At 63.1% G+C, this 16,694-nt stretch carries 14 protein-coding genes and 1 tRNA gene; 2 read left to right on the top strand and 13 right to left on the bottom strand.

Annotated elements, in window-relative coordinates; genetic code table 11:
* Positions 1-156 precede the first annotated feature (156 nt).
* From DWB85_RS07010 to DWB85_RS06950, 13 genes are all read right to left on the bottom strand, one after another.
* Positions 157-233, bottom strand: a tRNA-Pro gene (locus DWB85_RS07010).
* Positions 234-290: 57 nt separating this feature from the next.
* Positions 291-653 (bottom strand): MerR family transcriptional regulator, encoded by a 363-nt coding sequence (locus DWB85_RS07005; RefSeq protein WP_117953494.1) that lies wholly within the window; start codon positions 651-653, stop codon positions 291-293.
* Positions 634-936 (bottom strand): integration host factor subunit alpha, encoded by a 303-nt coding sequence (gene ihfA / locus DWB85_RS07000; protein WP_117953493.1) that lies wholly within the window; start codon positions 934-936, stop codon positions 634-636. The genes DWB85_RS07005 and ihfA overlap by 20 nt, the downstream gene beginning before the upstream one ends.
* Positions 937-945: 9 nt before the next feature.
* Positions 946-3,321, bottom strand: a complete 2,376-nt coding sequence (pheT, locus tag DWB85_RS06995) for a phenylalanine--tRNA ligase subunit beta (RefSeq protein WP_117953492.1) — start codon at positions 3,319-3,321, stop codon at positions 946-948.
* A 58-nt stretch (positions 3,322-3,379) separates the two neighbouring features.
* Entirely contained in the window at positions 3,380-4,393 is a 1,014-nt protein-coding gene (pheS, locus tag DWB85_RS06990) for a phenylalanine--tRNA ligase subunit alpha (protein WP_117953491.1), read from the bottom strand.
* 308 nt (positions 4,394-4,701) lie between these two features.
* On the bottom strand, positions 4,702-5,058 hold the full coding sequence (gene rplT / locus DWB85_RS06985) for a 50S ribosomal protein L20 (protein ID WP_117953490.1): 357 nt from the start codon (positions 5,056-5,058) through the stop codon (positions 4,702-4,704).
* Positions 5,059-5,086: 28 nt separating this feature from the next.
* Entirely contained in the window at positions 5,087-5,281 is a 195-nt protein-coding gene (rpmI, locus tag DWB85_RS06980; protein WP_117953489.1) for a 50S ribosomal protein L35, read from the bottom strand.
* Between the two features lie 59 nt (positions 5,282-5,340).
* Complete coding sequence (infC, locus tag DWB85_RS06975) at positions 5,341-5,838, bottom strand: translation initiation factor IF-3 (RefSeq protein WP_117953488.1); 498 nt, start codon at positions 5,836-5,838, stop codon at positions 5,341-5,343.
* A gap of 48 nt (positions 5,839-5,886) precedes the next feature.
* The gene (thrS, locus tag DWB85_RS06970; protein WP_117953487.1) at positions 5,887-7,809 is read right to left on the bottom strand and encodes a threonine--tRNA ligase; all 1,923 of its coding nucleotides are present in this window, start codon (positions 7,807-7,809) and stop codon (positions 5,887-5,889) included.
* Positions 7,810-8,181: 372 nt separating this feature from the next.
* Positions 8,182-9,528 (bottom strand): alpha/beta fold hydrolase, encoded by a 1,347-nt coding sequence (locus DWB85_RS06965; protein ID WP_117953486.1) that lies wholly within the window; start codon positions 9,526-9,528, stop codon positions 8,182-8,184.
* Positions 9,525-10,901 (bottom strand): wax ester/triacylglycerol synthase family O-acyltransferase, encoded by a 1,377-nt coding sequence (locus DWB85_RS06960; RefSeq protein WP_117953485.1) that lies wholly within the window; start codon positions 10,899-10,901, stop codon positions 9,525-9,527. Before DWB85_RS06960 ends, DWB85_RS06965 begins: the two co-directional genes overlap by 4 nt.
* Before the next feature lie 79 nt (positions 10,902-10,980).
* Positions 10,981-11,604, bottom strand: a complete 624-nt coding sequence (locus tag DWB85_RS06955; RefSeq protein ID WP_239017243.1) for a class GN sortase — start codon at positions 11,602-11,604, stop codon at positions 10,981-10,983.
* A gap of 1 nt (position 11,605) precedes the next feature.
* Positions 11,606-13,774 carry a marine proteobacterial sortase target protein gene (locus DWB85_RS06950; protein WP_117953483.1) on the bottom strand — a complete coding sequence of 723 codons (2,169 nt, stop codon included), beginning with the start codon at positions 13,772-13,774 and terminating at the stop codon, positions 11,606-11,608.
* Positions 13,775-13,940: 166 nt separating this feature from the next.
* Here DWB85_RS06950 and pdsR point away from each other — a divergent pair, with 166 nt between their 5' ends.
* Positions 13,941-14,630, top strand: a complete 690-nt coding sequence (gene pdsR / locus DWB85_RS06945) for a proteobacterial dedicated sortase system response regulator (RefSeq protein ID WP_117953482.1) — start codon at positions 13,941-13,943, stop codon at positions 14,628-14,630.
* Complete coding sequence (locus DWB85_RS06940; RefSeq protein ID WP_117953481.1) at positions 14,618-16,687, top strand: histidine kinase dimerization/phospho-acceptor domain-containing protein; 2,070 nt, start codon at positions 14,618-14,620, stop codon at positions 16,685-16,687. The genes pdsR and DWB85_RS06940 overlap by 13 nt, the downstream gene beginning before the upstream one ends.
* Positions 16,688-16,694: the final 7 nt, after the last annotated feature.

Raw genomic sequence — 16,694 nt, 5'->3', positions numbered from 1 at the left:
CCTATGGATTCAGGAATTTTGAGAATTACCGATTACGCGTCTTAACCCACTGCGGGTGGGATGGCATTATTAACCGGGTTTAGTGAATATCGGCCCATCCCCCCTTAATGGGGGAGAGCCTAAAAAAGCCACCCTGTGGGTGGCTTTTTTATGAATTGGTCGGGACGGCAGGATTTGAACCTACGACCACCACACCCCCAGTGTGGTGCGCTACCAGACTGCGCTACGCCCCGAGAATCGCGTTGCTTGCGAGGGCGGCATTATACTCAAAACCACCCTGCTTACAAACACTATTTCGCCGGTGACAGGGTTTTGAGCAGCTCTTCCAGTTCCTCGATGGTTTCGCGGATAACGGCCTTGACGCTGTCGTTCACGGCGCCGTTGTCCTCGTCGGTCATGCGCTGGCGGGCGCCACCGATGGTGTAGCCCTGGTCGTACAGCAGGCTGCGGATCTGGCGGATGGTCAGCACGTCGTCACGCTGGTAATAGCGGCGGTTGCCACGGCGCTTGACCGGCTTCAGCTGGGGAAATTCCTGTTCCCAGTAGCGCAGCACGTGCGGCTTGACCGCGCACAGCTCGCTGACCTCACCGATGGTGAAGTAGCGCTTGCCCGGAATGGCGGGCAATTCATGGTTATTGCTCGGTTCCAGCATATTCCTCTACTCGGGCCTTGAGCTTCTGCCCAGGACGGAAGGTCACCACCCGGCGGGCGGAGATGGGGATTTCCTCACCGGTCTTGGGGTTGCGACCGGGGCGCTGGCTCTTGTCGCGCAGGTCGAAGTTGCCGAAGCCCGACAACTTCACCTGTTCGTTGTTTTCGAGGCAGGAACGTATTTCCTCGAAGAACAGCTCAACAATCTCCTTGGCTTCCCGTTTGTTGAGCCCCAGCTCCTCAAACAGGCGTTCCGCCATTTCAGATTTTGTCAGCGCGGTCATTTCCCCTACCTAGTTCCTAAGCTCGGCTTTATAGTTTTTTTCCAGCGAATCAACAACTTGTTCGACCGCCAGATTCACATCTTCATCGCTAAGAGTGCGCGAAGAATCCCGGAATGTCAAACCAAGAGCCAGACTTTTTCTTTTAGGATCAATGCCTTTGCCCTCATAGACATCAAACAGGGTTAAGTCTGTGAGGTAAGTACCTGCTGACGCTCGAACATTTGCCATCAGCTCCTGGGCGGGTACCGCTTTGTCCACCAGCACCGCCAGGTCGCGGCGCACTTCCGGGAAGCGGGACAGCTCACTGAAGGCCGGGAGCTTCGACTGCAACAGGGCCGACAGGGTGATTTCACAGGCGTAGGCCGGCGCGTTCAGGCCCAGTTCACGGCAGACGGAGGGATGCAGGGCACCGAGGTAGCCCACGGTTTCCTCATCGCGCAGCACCAGCGCGGTCTGGCCGGGGTGCAGGGCGTCGCGGCTGGCGGCCTGGAAACTGAAGCTGTCAGCGGCCCGGGTCAGGGCCAGCAGGCTCTCCAGGTCGCCCTTGAGGTCGAAGAAGTCCGCCGCTTCGGCATCGCCGCTCCAGCCTTCCTCAAAGCGGTCACCGGTGACCAGCATCGCCAGCGTGGGCACCTGCTTGAGGCAGTCCTCCCCCGGCAGGAAGCGCAGCCCGGTTTCGAACAGGCGCACCCGCGGCTGCTGGCGCTTGGTGTTGCGCAGCAGTGCGGACACCAGGCCCGGCAGCAGGCTGGTGCGCATCACTGCCATGTCGGCGGAAATCGGGTTGCTCAGGGCCACCGGCTGCAGCCCCGGATCGAACACCTCCTGCAGGCGCGGCTCGACAAAACTGTAGGTAATCGCCTCGCGATAACCGCGGGCGGCCAGGTGGCTGCGAATACCGGCCATGGCCAGGGTCTGTTCCGGCTTTGCCGGGATCACCAGGTCGCCATGGAGCCGGGTGACCGGCAGCCGGTTGTAGCCGTAGACCCGGGCCAGCTCCTCCAGCAGGTCGGCCTCAATGGCGATATCAAAGCGCCAGCTGGGTACCGTGCAACGCCAGCCATCGTCGGTGCGGCTCACCCCCAGGCCCAGCCCGGTGAGGATGCGCTCCACCTCCGCCGGCTCCATCTCGAAACCCAGCAGGCGCTGGATGCGCGCCTCGCGCAGGCTCACGTCGGGTCGCGCGGGCAGCTGCGCCTCGGCCACGGTCTCCTGCAAGGGGCCTGCCTCGCCGCCGACAATATCCAGTAACAGCGCGGTAGCCCGTTCCATGGCGGTGACCTGCAGCTTGAAATCCACGCCGCGCTCAAAGCGGTGCGAGGCATCGGTGTGCAAGCCGTAGGAACGGGCCTTGCCCGCCATCAGGTCGGGGGTGAAGAACGCCACTTCCAGGAACAGGTCGACGGTGCTGTCGCTGACTGCGCTCTGCTGGCCACCCATGACGCCAGCCATGGCCAGGGCCTTGCTGTGGTCAGCGATCACCAGGGTGTCATCATTGAGCTCCACCGTCTGGCCATCGAGCAGTTCCAGGGCTTCACCCTGCTCCGCCAGGCGCACCCGGATGCCACCCTCCAGGCGGGCAAAGTCGAAGGCGTGCATGGGCTGGCCCAGCTCCAGCATCACGTAGTTGGTCACGTCCACCACCGCATCGATAGAACGCAACCCGACCCGGCGCAGCTTTTCCTGCAGCCACAGCGGGCTCGAGCGGGACGGGTCGATACCGCGTATCACCCGGCCGACAAAACGGGGGCAGCGCTCCGGCGCCACCAGTTCCACCGGGAAGCGGTCGTCAATCGTGGCCGCCACCGGCGCGATGGCGGGGGCGGTAACCGCGAGGTTGTTAAGCAGGCCCACTTCCCGGGCGATACCCGCCACGCCCAGGCAGTCGGCGCGGTTGGGGGTCAGGCCGATTTCGATGGCATTGTCGTCCAGGCCGAGGTAGTCGCGCAGGTCGGTACCGACGGGCGCATCCGCCGCCAGTTCGAACAGGCCATCGCTGTCATCCGACAGGCCCAGTTCTGCCGCGGCGCACAGCATGCCGAATGACTCGAGGCCGCGCAGCTTTGCTTTCTTGATCTTGAAGTTGCCCGGCAGTACGCCACCCACGGTGGCCAGGGGTGCTTTCAGGCCCGCCCGGGCATTGGGCGCGCCGCAAACGATTTGCACGCGTTCTCCGCCGGCATCGACCTGGCACAGGCGCAGCTTGTCGGCGTCCGGGTGCTGTTCGGCAGAGACAATCTCCGCCACCACCACGCCGCTGAACTCACCGGCCACCGGGTCAACGGCATCCACCTCCAGGCCGGCCATGGTGATCTGGTGGGCCAGGTCTTCGGTACTGATTTGCGGGCTTACCCATTCGCGCAGCCACTGTTCACTGATAATCACTTTCTACTTACTCCAAAATTCGGGGGCTGAGGGCCTGTTGACGCTATCTGACTTGGCCCTAAAACTGCTCGAGGAAGCGCAGGTCGTTGTCGAAAAACAGGCGTAGGTCGTTGACGCCATAGCGCAGCATGGCCAGACGCTCGACGCCCATGCCAAAGGCAAAACCGGTGTATTTCTCGGTATCGATATTGGAATACTCGAACACCCGGGGATGCACCATGCCGCAGCCCATGACTTCCAGCCAGCCGGTCTGGCTGCACACCCGGCAGCCGCTGCCGCCACAGTTCACGCACTGGATATCGACTTCTGCCGATGGCTCGGTAAAGGGGAAATAGGAGGGGCGGAAGCGCACTTCCAGCTCCTTTTCGAAGAAGGCCCGCAGGAACTCCTCGATCACCCCCTTGAGATCGGCGAAGCTGGTGTGGTCGTCGATCAGCAGCCCCTCCAGCTGGTGAAACATGGGGGTGTGGGTCAGGTCGGAGTCGCAGCGGTACACGCGCCCGGGACAGATGATCTTCAGCGGCGGCTGCTGGCTTTCCATCACCCGCACCTGCACCGGCGAGGTGTGGGTGCGCAGCACCGTGTGATCGTCCACGTAAAAGGTGTCGTGCATGGCCCGCGCCGGGTGGTGGGCGGGAATGTTGAGCGCCTCGAAGTTGTGGTAGTCGTCCTCGATCTCCGGGCCCTCGACCACCTCGAAGCCAATGGCCGAAAAGAACGCTTCCATGCGCTCCATGGTGCGGGTCACCGGGTGAATACCGCCGGTGGACTGGCCGCGTCCGGGCAGGCTGACATCGATGGTCTCCGCCGCCAGTTGCGCCTCCACCGCCGCCGCTTCCAGCGCCGCCTTGCGCTGGCCGATGAGGTCCTGCAGTTCCTGCTTGACCACGTTGATCTGCGCGCCGGCCACCGGGCGTTCCTCCGCGGAGAGTTTACCCAGGCCTTTTAACAGGGCCGTGATCTGGCCTTTCTTGCCCAGGTAATCCACGCGCAGTTGCTCCAGCGCGGCGCCGTCTGCGGCGGCTTCTATGGCTGCTTTGGCCTCATTGGCCAAGGCTTCGAGGTATTCCATTTATCTCATCTCTTGTCAGTAATCCGTCATTCAGGGTCAGGCCTATAATTTATAAGCCGCTGGCCACTGGATCCCGGCGTTCGCCGGGATGACGTTGTGGTGCCTGGATCCCGGCTTGCGCCGGGATGACGAAGCTATGTATACGGGGAACGTTAACATTCCCAACCGCGTCCGCTCCGGCGTCCTGCCTCCCGCGGACGTACCGTACGTCCTGTACATAAAAAAAGGGAAAGAGCGGAGCCCTTTCCCTTTCGGTTTTAAAGTGTAGCCAGCGATTGCGCGGCAAATTTCACCGCGCGGGGGTGGGCTTAGGCCAGAGCGGCCTTCGCTTGCTCCACAATCGCTGCAAAAGCCGGCTTGTCGTGCACCGCCAGGTCCGCCAGTACACGGCGATCCAGGGCGATATCAGCCTTCTTCAGGCCGTTGATCAGGCGGCTATAGCTCAGGCCATTGGCGCGAGACTGGGCGTTGATGCGGGTGATCCACAGCGCGCGGAACTGACGCTTGCGCTGACGGCGGTCACGGTATGCATACTGGCCAGCCTTGGTAACGGCCTGCTTGGCAACACGGAAAATACGGCTGCGAGCTCCGTAGTATCCCTTGGCTTGCTTCAAAATCTTTTTGTGACGGCGATGGGCCACCACACCACGTTTTACGCGAGGCATAAGTCTTCTCCTTTCCTGTCTCTAACCGTTACTTGGCACGCAGCATGCGATCAATCAGAACAACGTCGTTCTTGTCGATCATGCTGGTTCCACGCAGCTGACGCTTACGCTTGGTAGTCATCTTGGTCAGGATGTGACTCTTGTTCGCGCTTTTACGCTTGTAACCGCCGGCGGTTTTCTTGAACCGCTTGGCAGCACCACTGTGAACTTTTGCTTTTGACATAATCAAATACTCCGCATTTGAGTAATAAAAAATAAAGAAACTAAGGCGTCACAATGCCGTCAGTTCTTCTTCTTGGGTGCGATAACCATAGTGAGCTGTCGGCCTTCCATTTTCGGGAATTGCTCGACACCACCCAACTCGGCCAGATCAGCTTCTACCCGCTTGAGTAGCTCCATGCCGATTTCCTGGTGAGCCATTTCACGACCACGAAAACGCAGCGTGACCTTGGCCTTATCGCCATTTTCAAGGAAACGTGTCAGGTTGCGTAGTTTTACCTGATAATCTCCCTCCTCCGTCCCTGGACGAAACTTCATCTCCTTGATTTGCGTCCGCTTGGCCTTTTTCTTCTGGGCCGCTTTCTGCTTCTTCGCCTCAAAGATGTGCTTCCCGTAGTCCATCACCTTGCAGACTGCGGGATCTGAATCAGCTATCAATACAAGATCCATACTGGCAGCTTCCGCCGCCGCCTTGGCTTCACTCAGGGGCACAATGCCTACCTGCTCACCGTCGGCTCCAATCAGGCGGACCGGGTCCGACGTGATCTGATCATTGGTCAGCGCCTTCTTGGCAGCGCCTTTTGTATCTTTCTTAATGCTGATTCTCCATTAATCCAATGCAATACGACCACGCAGCGCTACATCGTCCGTGAGGTGCGTTATAAACGCATCGAGATCCATGGATCCCAGGTCCTCACCCCGACGGGCGCGCACGGCCACTGTCTTTGATTCCACTTCTTTATCCCCTACCACAAGCAGGTACGGAACCTTCTGAATTGTGTGCTCGCGGATTTTAAAGCCGATCTTCTCGTTTCTCAAGTCCGAAATGACCCGAAAGCCCTTGTTTTGTAAGGAATCTTCCACAGATTGGGCATATTCCGCCTGTTTGTCGGTGATATTGAGCACCACAGCCTGGGTCGGCGCCAGCCAGGTAGGAAACACACCTTCATAATGTTCGATCAGAATCCCGATAAATCGCTCAAATGACCCCAGAATCGCCCGGTGCAGCATCACCGGCACCTGGCGCGAGCCGTCCTCGGCCACGTACTGGGCGTCGAGCCGCCCGGGCATGGAGAAGTCCACCTGGACAGTACCCAGCTGCCAGACCCGGCCGATGCAGTCCTTGAGCGAAAATTCGATCTTGGGGCCATAAAAGGCCCCCTCCCCCGGCAGTTCTTCCCAGGGCAGGTTCTGCGCGTCGAGGGCGTCCGCCAGGGCTTTTTCCGCCCGGTCCCAGTCGGCGTCGGAACCCACCCGCTTTTCCGGGCGGGTGGACAGGCGGTAAATCACGTCGCTGAAGCCGAAGTCCTCGTAAACGCCATGGAGGAAGTCGATAAAGGCGGAGACTTCCGGCTGGATCTGCTCCTCGGTACAGAAGATATGGGCATCGTCCTGGACAAAGCCGCGCACCCGCATAATGCCGTGCAGGGAGCCCGAAGGCTCATTGCGGTGGCAGGAGCCGAACTCCGCCAGCCGCAGGGGCAGGTCGCGGTAGGACTTCAGGCCCTGGTTGAATACCTGCACATGGCAGGGGCAATTCATCGGCTTGACCGCGAACTCCCGCTCCTCGGCCTTGAGCATGAACATGTCATCGCCGAATTTGTCGGCGTGGCCGGACTTTTCCCACAGGGACAGGTCCACCAGCTGCGGGGTCTTGATCTCCTGGTAGCCGTGACGCAACTGGGCGCTGCGCATGTACTGCTCGATAGTCTGGTAGATGCTCCAGCCCGCCGGGTGCCAGAACACCATACCCGGCGCTTCCTCCTGGGTGTGGAACAGGTCCAGTTTCTTGCCGATTTTGCGGTGGTCCCGCTTTTCGGCTTCCTCGATACGGTGCAGGTACTGCTTGAGCTGCTTCTTGTTGGCCCAGGCGGTGCCGTAGACCCGCTGCAGCATCTCGTTGTTGGAGTCGCCCCGCCAGTAGGCGCCAGCCACCTTGGTCAGCTTGAAGGCATTCAGCTTGCCGGTGCTGGGCACGTGGGGCCCACGGCACAGATCCATCCAGGCGCCCTGCTGGTAGATGGATATCTCCTCCCCTGTCGGCAAGGCCTCGATGATCTGTACCTTGTAGCGCTCGCCCATGTTGCGGAAGATCTCGATGGCTTTTTCGCGGCTGCAGACGATGCGCTCAACCGGCAGGTCCTGGCGCGCGATCTCTTCCATCCGCTGCTCGATTTTTTCCAGGTCCTCCGGGGTGAAATTATGGCCGGTGGCAAAGTCGTAATAAAAACCGTCCTCGATCACCGGGCCGATGGTGACCTGGATCCCCGGAAACAGTTGCTGGGTCGCCTGGGCCAGCAGGTGGGCCGTTGAGTGGCGAATGATTTCGAGGCCGGCATCGTCGCGGTCGGTAATAATGGCGAGGGCGGCGTCGTTTTCGATCACATAGGAAGTATCAACCTCGCGGCCGTCGACCACGCCCGCCAGGGCGGCCTTGGCCAGTCCGGGGCCGATATCGGCGGCCACCGCGTGAACGGAAACGGGCTTTTCAAATGAGCGCTGACTGCCGTCAGGCAGGGTAATAACAGGCATGAGCTTTCCTTGTATCAGTGGTGACCCGTACCAGAGGTCACATGCGATTTTCCAACCGGTTGCTTTCACGCCACTTTTCACGTTTTCGCGGTAACGATTCCGCGTTGCAGTGACCAGTTGCGCGACCGATCGGCCTACAGTCCGGCCGCGTTACCGCCGGGGGGAAGCATTCTAATGGAGCGCCGTGCGCATGAAAACCCCCGGAGCAGGAGACTGCGGCCGGGTTGGCTGCCTGTCAGCGGCCGGCAATGCCGCTAGCGAGGCCTGCAGGGAAAGGCCCGCTGCAGGGCGTCCACTGTCAGCGCGCCGTGGGCAGCCGTCGCCAGCACCAGCAGCATTACCACGGCCCATGACTTCACCGACATTCTCATGTCAACCCGCCTTGAGTTTGGGCTGCACCCGCGCTTTGCTGCCGGTCCTGGCTTTGGTTTTCGCTTTGGTTTTCGCTTTGGCTTTGGCTTTGGCTTTGGCTTTGGTCCTGGATTCAGCTGTGGCTTTACTACTGGACCTGGCTTTGGCGCCGCTGCGGGACCTGCGCTTGCTGAAGGGCTTGTCCTGGGAACGCGGCACCAGCCAGTCGGCGGATTCGGCCCACACCGCACCCTGGGCCTTGCTGCCGATGATTACCCCCATGTGGCCACCGGGTGCCAGGCGAAACTCCTTGTCGCGGGACGCCACCAGTTCCACGATGCGCTCGGCCACTTCCGCCGGCACCAGGTTGTCACGCTCGCCGGCGAACGCCAGCAGGCTGGATTCTATGCGGTCGATTTCCGCCAGCTTGTCGTGGAGCTCGACCTTGCCGCGGGCGATCTGGTTCTCCATCACCACGCCCCCCGCCATGTCCTGCAACACCCCCCCGGGATAACGCAGCATGTTGTTGAGGTAGTCCGAGGTGGTGGAATAGGATTCGACGAACTCGCGGTCCCAGAGGCGGGTCACCAGGTCCCAGTAGGTGGTCACGCTGCCAACCGGGTCGGTGAGCTTGAAGACGATCGTGGTCGCCCAGTCCGGCAGCGACAGTCGCGCCGGGTCCAGGGTATTGAGCCGCAGCTTGGAATAATTGCTGACCAGCTGCGCCGGGCCGTCCAGGGCCTGGGCGATACCCGCCAGCTGGGAAATCACGCCCTTGCCCGATTCCATATCGATCGGGCTGGCCACGGTGACGATGTTGCGAATATGCGGGTCCCGGTTAATGCCCTGGTAAAACAGGCACAACAGCCCGCCCATACACCAGCCCATCAGAGACAGGGTCTTGCTGCCCGAGTGCCGGCGTATTTTTTCCAGCGCCGTGCCCATCATGTCGTCGCAATAGTCCAGTATACCGAGATGGGCATGCTCTTTTTTCGGCTTGCCCCAGTCCAGCAGGTATACCTTGAAGCCCCGGGCGACCAGGTAGCGCACCAGGCTGCGCTGGGGCATCAGGTCAAAGGTCTCGGTGGTCACGCCCAATGGCGGCACCAGCACCAGCGGCACCGGGTGCTGCTCGCGCTCGATGGCCATGGTGCTGCCATCCGCCAGCTCGATCTCGTCCTCTTCCGGCAACTCGTAGTAACGCACGGCCATCAGGTCGCCGTCGTGGACCAGTTCGAACCAGGTCCGGCCAGACTTGATCAGGGTGTCCCGCTTGAACAGCCAGTCGATGCTGTTGGCCGTGCTCGCCGACAGGCGCTGGTTGAGGGCGAGGCCCTGGTCCAGGGCGATTCTGGCTAACTTGTTCATTGTGCCACCTCCGCTTGCGCCACCCGTTCTTCCAGTTCATCCACCGCCTTGCCGAAGTACACCGCCATGCGCTGCAGGTGCGGCAGGGTGTCGCGGGCACCGGTGAAACCGATATTGAAGGTGCCGGCGTAGCTCACGCAATCGATGCTCAGGGCGCTGAACTGCATGAGCTGGCTAAGGGGGTAGACCGCCTCCAGCTTCGCCCCATTGAAATACAATGCCTTGTCCGCGCCATGGGTGTTGGACACCACCAGGTTGAACTGCGGCGGAATCCAGCGCCCCAGGGCGCCAAGCTGGCTGGCGTACAGCGGCGCAGCGCGCATCATCACATAGGGGGTGACCGCCTCTGCCGGCAGCGAAGCGCGATCCGCCCGCACCTTCTTCATGGATTCCTTTACCGCCGCCAGCCGGGCCAGCGGATCACCCACGTCGGTGCCCAGGGGCACGCGGATACCGGCGATGGCATTGCCGGCAATGTGCTCGCCACGCTCCTGCAGGGACACCGGCATCATGCCGATCAGCGAGCTATCGGGCAGCGCGTTGTATTCCTTGAAAAACCGCCGCAGGGTGCTACCGCACAAGTAGGTCAGGATCTCGTTGACGGTGCTCCCGGTCGCCTCGGCAAGGGCGGTGCAGCGGGCAACGGCAAATTGCTGGGTGGCAAAGCGGCGCTGGCTGTTGATCCGCCGGTTGAGGGTGCTTTTCGGGGTGCCGCGGGGAAACAGGAAACTGTTGCGCTCGCTGGGACGCAGCGCGCTCTGGAGCATGCCGGCGGCGACTTTGCCCACCGCGCCCAGGGCGTCCACCGCCTGCGCCAGGTCGGGCAGGCGGTATTCTTCCACCAGGTCGCCGTCGCTGCCGGAGGCGATGGGCTGCGCCCACAGGGGCGGAGTTCTGCGCGCCCTGGCGCTGCTGGCAAGGGCGGACAGCAGCATCGGCACGCCATTGACCGCATCAACCAGGGCGTGGTGCAGCTTGATATAAAAGGCAAAGCGATCGCCCTCCAGCCCCTCGATCAGGTGGAACTCCCACAGCGGGCGGCGCCGGTCGAGTGGGTGGCTGTGCAGCCGCGATATCATCCGGCCCAGTTCCCGCTCGCCCCCCGGTTGCGCCAGCGCCGAGCGGCGAAAATGGTAGTCGATGTCAAAGCCCGGGTCTGCCGCCAGTCTCGCCAGTGGCCCCTTGTCCAGGCGCAGGTTCCACGGTGCCACCACCTCGGCGGCGCGCATCTCCCGGGCCATATCGGCATAAAATCTTGTGCCGGCGCCAGCCGGCTTGCGGAAGGTAGCCAGCACGCCGACGTGCATGGGGGTCTCGTCCGACTCCAGCATCAGCCAGATCGCATCCAGGGGTTTCAGGGTGGTTGCCGACATAGTTGTCCGTAATCCGGTTGACGGGCTGCCGATTATAGCAACTATAGCGGCGGCAACCAGCAATCACCGTAGCGCTTCGCTATAACTCCAGTCGGCCGACGGGAACCGGCAGGGGCGACAACACCGGTTCCCGCTCCGGCACTGCCATGACCCGGAAGCGCAGGGGGCCGCCGCTGACCAGTGCATCGAAAGGATAACAGGTAACCAGCAGCAACAGCTCGACCTCCCTACCAGCGACGATACCACCGCGGGATGCGTCGACGATATCGGTCGCGGCAACCCGGTACGCCACGCTGCGCCCGGATGCCAGTTGCACATTGATGCGCTGCCCGCTGCGCAGCTTGCCGAGAAAGTGGAAGTGGGTATCCCGGTGCCCGCTGATAACGGTCGTGCCGCCGGTTCCGGGCATGGCGCTGGCGCGCAGGTGCCCCGGTCCGAAAGCCAGGGCGTTACCGGAGTCACCGGCGAGCACCAGGTGCGACTCCCCCAGTGCCGGAACCTCCAGCCGGACGACCGGCCAGGTATCGGCCCAGGGCCAGGGTTTCACCGCTGCGCCACCCTGTGCCAGGCTCTGGCGCCAGGCCCGCTCCAGCAACAGCGACGCCAGCTGCGCCTTGCCGTGGATGAGCAGCGCACTGCCCCACTGCTGCAGCCCGGCCAGCAGTAACAGCAGGGTCAGCAGGCGCGACAGGGAACTGGTCACGCTAGTCCTCCTCCCGGAAGGCCCTGGCGAACAGCCCCAGCAACAGCAGGAAACTGCCCAGCCAGACATTGGCTGCGGCTGTCGTGGCCGTGTTGGGGTAGGCAAAGGTTTGCGGACTCTGGCCATTGGGCCGGGTGTTGGGCACCGGGTGACTGTCCAGCGCTCTGTCCAGGGGCCGCGCCGGCTGCTGTTCCACCGCGACAAAGCTGGTGTAGGGGCTCATCAGGCTGTGCTCAAGCGCCAGCGGCAGCACCTGGCCGCGCACCCAGTCATCGTCCTTGCCGTACACCCTCATATCCAGCAGGGCAGCGATTTTCCGGCGCGCCCAGACCGAGGCGACACCCGGGTGATCAGGCGCGCGAGCGGGATCGGCACCCGGGAAAAACCGCAGGGTGGTGCCCCACTCCTGCCCACCCACCCTGCCGCGCACCAGCAGGTCGGCGTCGGGCAGTTCCGCCCCCAGTTTCACGGCCACCCGCAGGGGCTCGCCCTGGTAGAGGTCGGGTAAGCTCGCTGGCCAGGCCTCGGCCCCGGCAGGCCAGTCCACCGTCAGCGCTGTCGCCACCGGCGCCGACAGCTGGCGAAACAGGGCATCCATGGTGGCGCCGACTTCATCGACATCGCTGATATAGGTGTAGCTACCGCGGCCAAACTCCGCCGCCTTGCGCATGAACCAGCTGTTGGGCGCCGAGCCGATGCCGACGGTAAACAGGCGGCTCGGGCCGAGGCGCTGCGCGATCTCCGCATACAGCTCGCGCTCGTTGCCGACGGCGCCGTCGGTAATGAAGATCACCTGGCGCAGGACCGGCTGCGGGTGGAGTTCGTCCGCCGCCACGTTCGCTGTCAGGGCGGTCTGCAGGGCCGGCATCATCTCGGTACCGCCGGTGGCCTGCAGATGGCGCACGTACTCTGCCGCCAGTTGCAGGTTATGCCTGCTGGCGGGAAGCGCGCGCCGGAACAGGGCGTGGTGGCTGGAATTGAACTGGATGATATTGAAGCGATCCTCGGGGCGCAGGTGGCCCAGGGCACGGACCAGGCTTGCGCGGGCCTGGCGGATGGATACACCGCCCATGGAGCCGGAGGTATCGATCACGAACACGATTTCCCGTGGGGCCGGTTCCGGTGCCCGCTCGGGCGTCGGCGGCACCAGCAACAACAGGCCATAGTATTCACCGCCGACCCGTTCGGTAAAGAAAGCGGCCGACGGCGCGTTGGCGGACACCGGTGTCCAGCGCAGCACGAAATCCCGGTCCATTTCAGCCACGCCAGCGGCGAGCGCAATCTCGTAAACACCCGCCCTGCGGCTCAAGGCAATATCATGGTAGGGGGACTGGACTTCGGCCAGGGGCATGCCCATATCCAGCCGGGCGCTCAGCGTCATGGGGTTGAGTGGCGTGTTGTCGTCACCCTCCCGGGGGTACAACAGTGGTGTCACCTGGTCCGCATCCGGCACTTGCTGGGTCGGCTGCGCCCAGCCCAGGCCGGGCAGCACTGCCACCGTCTCGCCGCCCGCCGATAAATTCCGGCCCGCGCTGATACCCGGAATGTAGCGCGGGGTAATTGTGGTCGGCAGACGCAGGGAAAACTGGCCAGCGTCATAGCTGACTTCCTGCACATACTCGAGTTTGACGCTGACTGACTCGCCCGGGGCGATGTTGGCCACCCGGTTGCTGAACAGGTTGGGGCGTTGCTGCTCGACCAATGAGGCCTTCTTGCCCGCGGCTTTTGCCTGGCGGTAGATATCCTGCGCCGCGACCCGCTCACGTATCTCACCGATAATACGCCGCTCCCCTACCCGCATTTCCATACTCCGCACCGCGGCCTGTTCCGGCAGCGGGAAAGCGTACACACCCTCCACCCACTCACTGCTGCGGTTGCTGAACTGCTGCTCCAGGGTGACGATGGCAACCATGCCGGTGATTTCCAGCTGTACGCTGGTGTGCTGGGCCACGGCAGCGATACTCTGCCCCTGCGCGTTGCGCAGCATCAGCTGCCCTCCCCCCGGCTCAGTCAGCGAGGACTCCGCCCTGGCGGTGGCGGCACTGAGAATGAACAGGGACAAGGCGGCCAGTACCAGCGCCGGCAGGCAGCGAAACAGCAACCAGAATGAAACCCCGCCAAAACGCTGTATATCGCGGGAAAGTAATTGCTTGTGTCGATATGCATGCATATTAGCGCCTCCAGATTCAGTCCCACTATTGCAGCCGACCGACGTGGCGAAAGCGGGGACGGAATATGGCGAGGCGGTGCCCAATTGTGATCAATTGTGGCAGCGGCTTGAGCTGGCGGGTGTTATTTGAAACCATGCCTGCATCGGCAACAGCCAGGGAAGCCAGATGCAGAAGCATATCGCCATCGTTGAGGACGAGGCTGCGATTGCCGCCAATTACCGTGACCACCTGCAGCGCCAGGGATTCCGCGTTTCCCTCTACCCCTGTAAATCCACCGCCACCGCGGCATTCAGCCGGCAACTGCCGGACCTGGCCATTATCGACGTTGGCCTGGGCGAGGAGATGGAGGGCGGTTTCGAGCTGTGCCGGGAGCTGCGCTCCCGTTCGCCGCTGCTGCCCATCGTGTTCCTCACCGCCCGGGACTCGGAGCTGGACATTATTTCCGGCTTTCGCCTGGGGGCAGATGATTACCTGACCAAGGACATCAGCCAGGCGCAGCTCAGTGTTCGCATCAACGCCCTGCTGCGGCGAGTGGATGCACTGCGCATGCCGGAACAAGTGCAGCACCTGTTGCGCCAGGGCGAGCTCGAACTGAACCGGGAGCGCATGACCACCAGCTGGCAGGGCCAGGCGCTGGAGCTCACCGTGACCGAATTCTGGATGGTCCACACCCTGGCGCTGCACCCGGGCCACGTCAAAAACCGCCAGCAGCTGATGGACCAGGCCAACGTGGTGCTGGACGACAACACGATTACCTCTCATATCAAACGCATTCGCCGCAAATTCCAGGCGCTGGATCCGGGCTTTGATCACATCGAGACCGCCTACGGCATGGGCTACCGATGGAAAGGTTGAAGTTCAACCTGCACCGGCAACTGATTCTAGTGTCGGTGCTGCTGCTGTCACTGCCCTGGGCGGGCTGCCAGTTTATCCGGGAAATGGAAGGCGCCCTGCGCCACGGCCAGGAACAGGGGCTACAGGCCACCGCCGAGGCGGTTGCAGCGGTGCTGGGCGCCCGGCGGGAACTGATCTACCCGGACCCGGAGCGCATTATCGCCCGCGAGGACACCCGCCCGCCGGTCTACGCCCTGCCCTCCGGACAGTACATCTCGGTCGATGGTTACGCCGACGGCTGGGAAGACATCCCCGAATTCACCCTGGACAACCCCGACCTGACCGCGCCGCTGGCGCTGGGCTACCGGGCCCTCACCCGGGGCGCAAGCCTGTACCTGCTGTTGCGGGTGCAGGACCCGGAGGTGATTTACCACAACCCGGGGGTGTCGCGGGAGCCCAATGGCGATCGCCTGGTCCTGCGCACCTGGCTGGGCGGCAAACGCCAGGACTATGTGATCGCCACCGCGGCGCCGGGCAGCGTTCGCGCCCAGGCCGCCGGCCGCCGCACCCGCGACCTGGACCCGGGGCGGATCGAGGGTTTCTGGCAGGATGCCCAGGGCGGTTACACCCTGGAACTGGAAATCCCCCTGGCCTACACCGGCGAGCGGCTGGGCTTTTACGTGATCAACAGCGGCGGCCCGGGCAACACCCGGTTCGAGACCCTGGGCAATATCTCCCCCCTGGAAACCCGCGCGCCGCCCTGGCTGGTATACAGCAGCGCGGCGCTGCAGCAGGCCCTGGCCCCCTTCGCCCACAACGGCCGCAAGATCGAGGTCAGCGACAACCAGCGCTGGCGGGTCGGCGCGCTGGACCCCGCCGCCACCGGCAGTGCCGACTCGGACACCTTCTGGCTGCTGCGGCTGATCTACCGCAGCGTACTCGCCGAGACCGACCTGCCCACCCCGCCGGTTGCCGTGCAGCCCGGGAAACTGGCCGGCGCCGGTGTGGCAGACGCCCTGGCCGGCAACCCGGGCAGCTTTCGCTATCGGGACGCCGCCAGCGCCACCCGCACCCTGCTCACCGCCGCGGCACCCATACGTCACCAGGGCCAGGTGATCGGCAGCGTGCTGGTGAGTGAGTCCGGCGAGCAATACCTGTCGCTGACCGACCAGGCCTTCAGCCGGCTGCTGGGCTACAGCCTGTTCGCCATCGGCCTCGGTGCCCTGGGGCTGCTGGGTTACGCCAGCGTTCTCTCCCTGCGCATCCGCCGGCTGAGCCAGGCGGCGAGCCGGGTGATAGCCGCCGATGGCTCGATCAGCGGTGTTTTCCCCGCCAGCAAAGCGCAGGATGAAATCGGCGAACTGTCGCGCCATTACGCTTCCCTGCTGGAAAAACTGCGCGACTACAACGACTACCTGCGCACCCTCAGCCGCAAACTGTCCCACGAACTGCGCACGCCCATCGCCATCATCCAGACCTCGCTGGAAAACCTGGAGCAGGAGCACCAGCCGGACCAGGCCGTGTATGTAAAGCGGGCGCGGGGTGGCCTGGAAAGACTGCGGCGGATTCTCGATGCCATGAGCGAGGCCTCACGACTGGAAGAGAGCATCCGCAACAATCCACCGGAAGCGCTGGACCTGGTGCCCCTGCTGAAAGAAGTGCACGCCGCTTACGGCGCGGTTTACTCGCGGCATCCTGTCAGGCTGGAGATAGACACAGGGCAGGCAACGATCAGCGGTGTGCCCGAACTGGTGATCCAGGCGCTGGACAAACTGGTGGCCAATGCGGTGTCCTTCAGTGAACCGCAATCGCCCATCACGCTGTCACTGACCGGGGTCCAGGACGGCTGGGAACTGGCCGTGCGCAATGCCGGACCGACGCTGCCCCCGGGACTCGCCCAGTCCATGTTCGACCCCATGGTGTCGCAACGGGAGCGCACCGGCGACAGTGTGCACCTGGGCCTGGGACTGCATGTGGTGCGCCTGATCAGCGATTATAACCGGGGCCGTGTCGCCGCCACCAATACAGCCAATCCGCCCGGCGTCGCGGTGCGCATGTGGTTCCCCGCGGAGGAATGACAGGCAG

It is taken from the genome of Seongchinamella sediminis (assembly GCF_003457605.1).
In the GTDB taxonomy this organism is placed as follows: domain Bacteria; phylum Pseudomonadota; class Gammaproteobacteria; order Pseudomonadales; family Halieaceae; genus Halioglobus; species Halioglobus sediminis.
The sequence above is the reverse complement of the archived record's forward strand: the minus strand, read 5'-3'. Positions and strand labels throughout refer to the sequence as shown.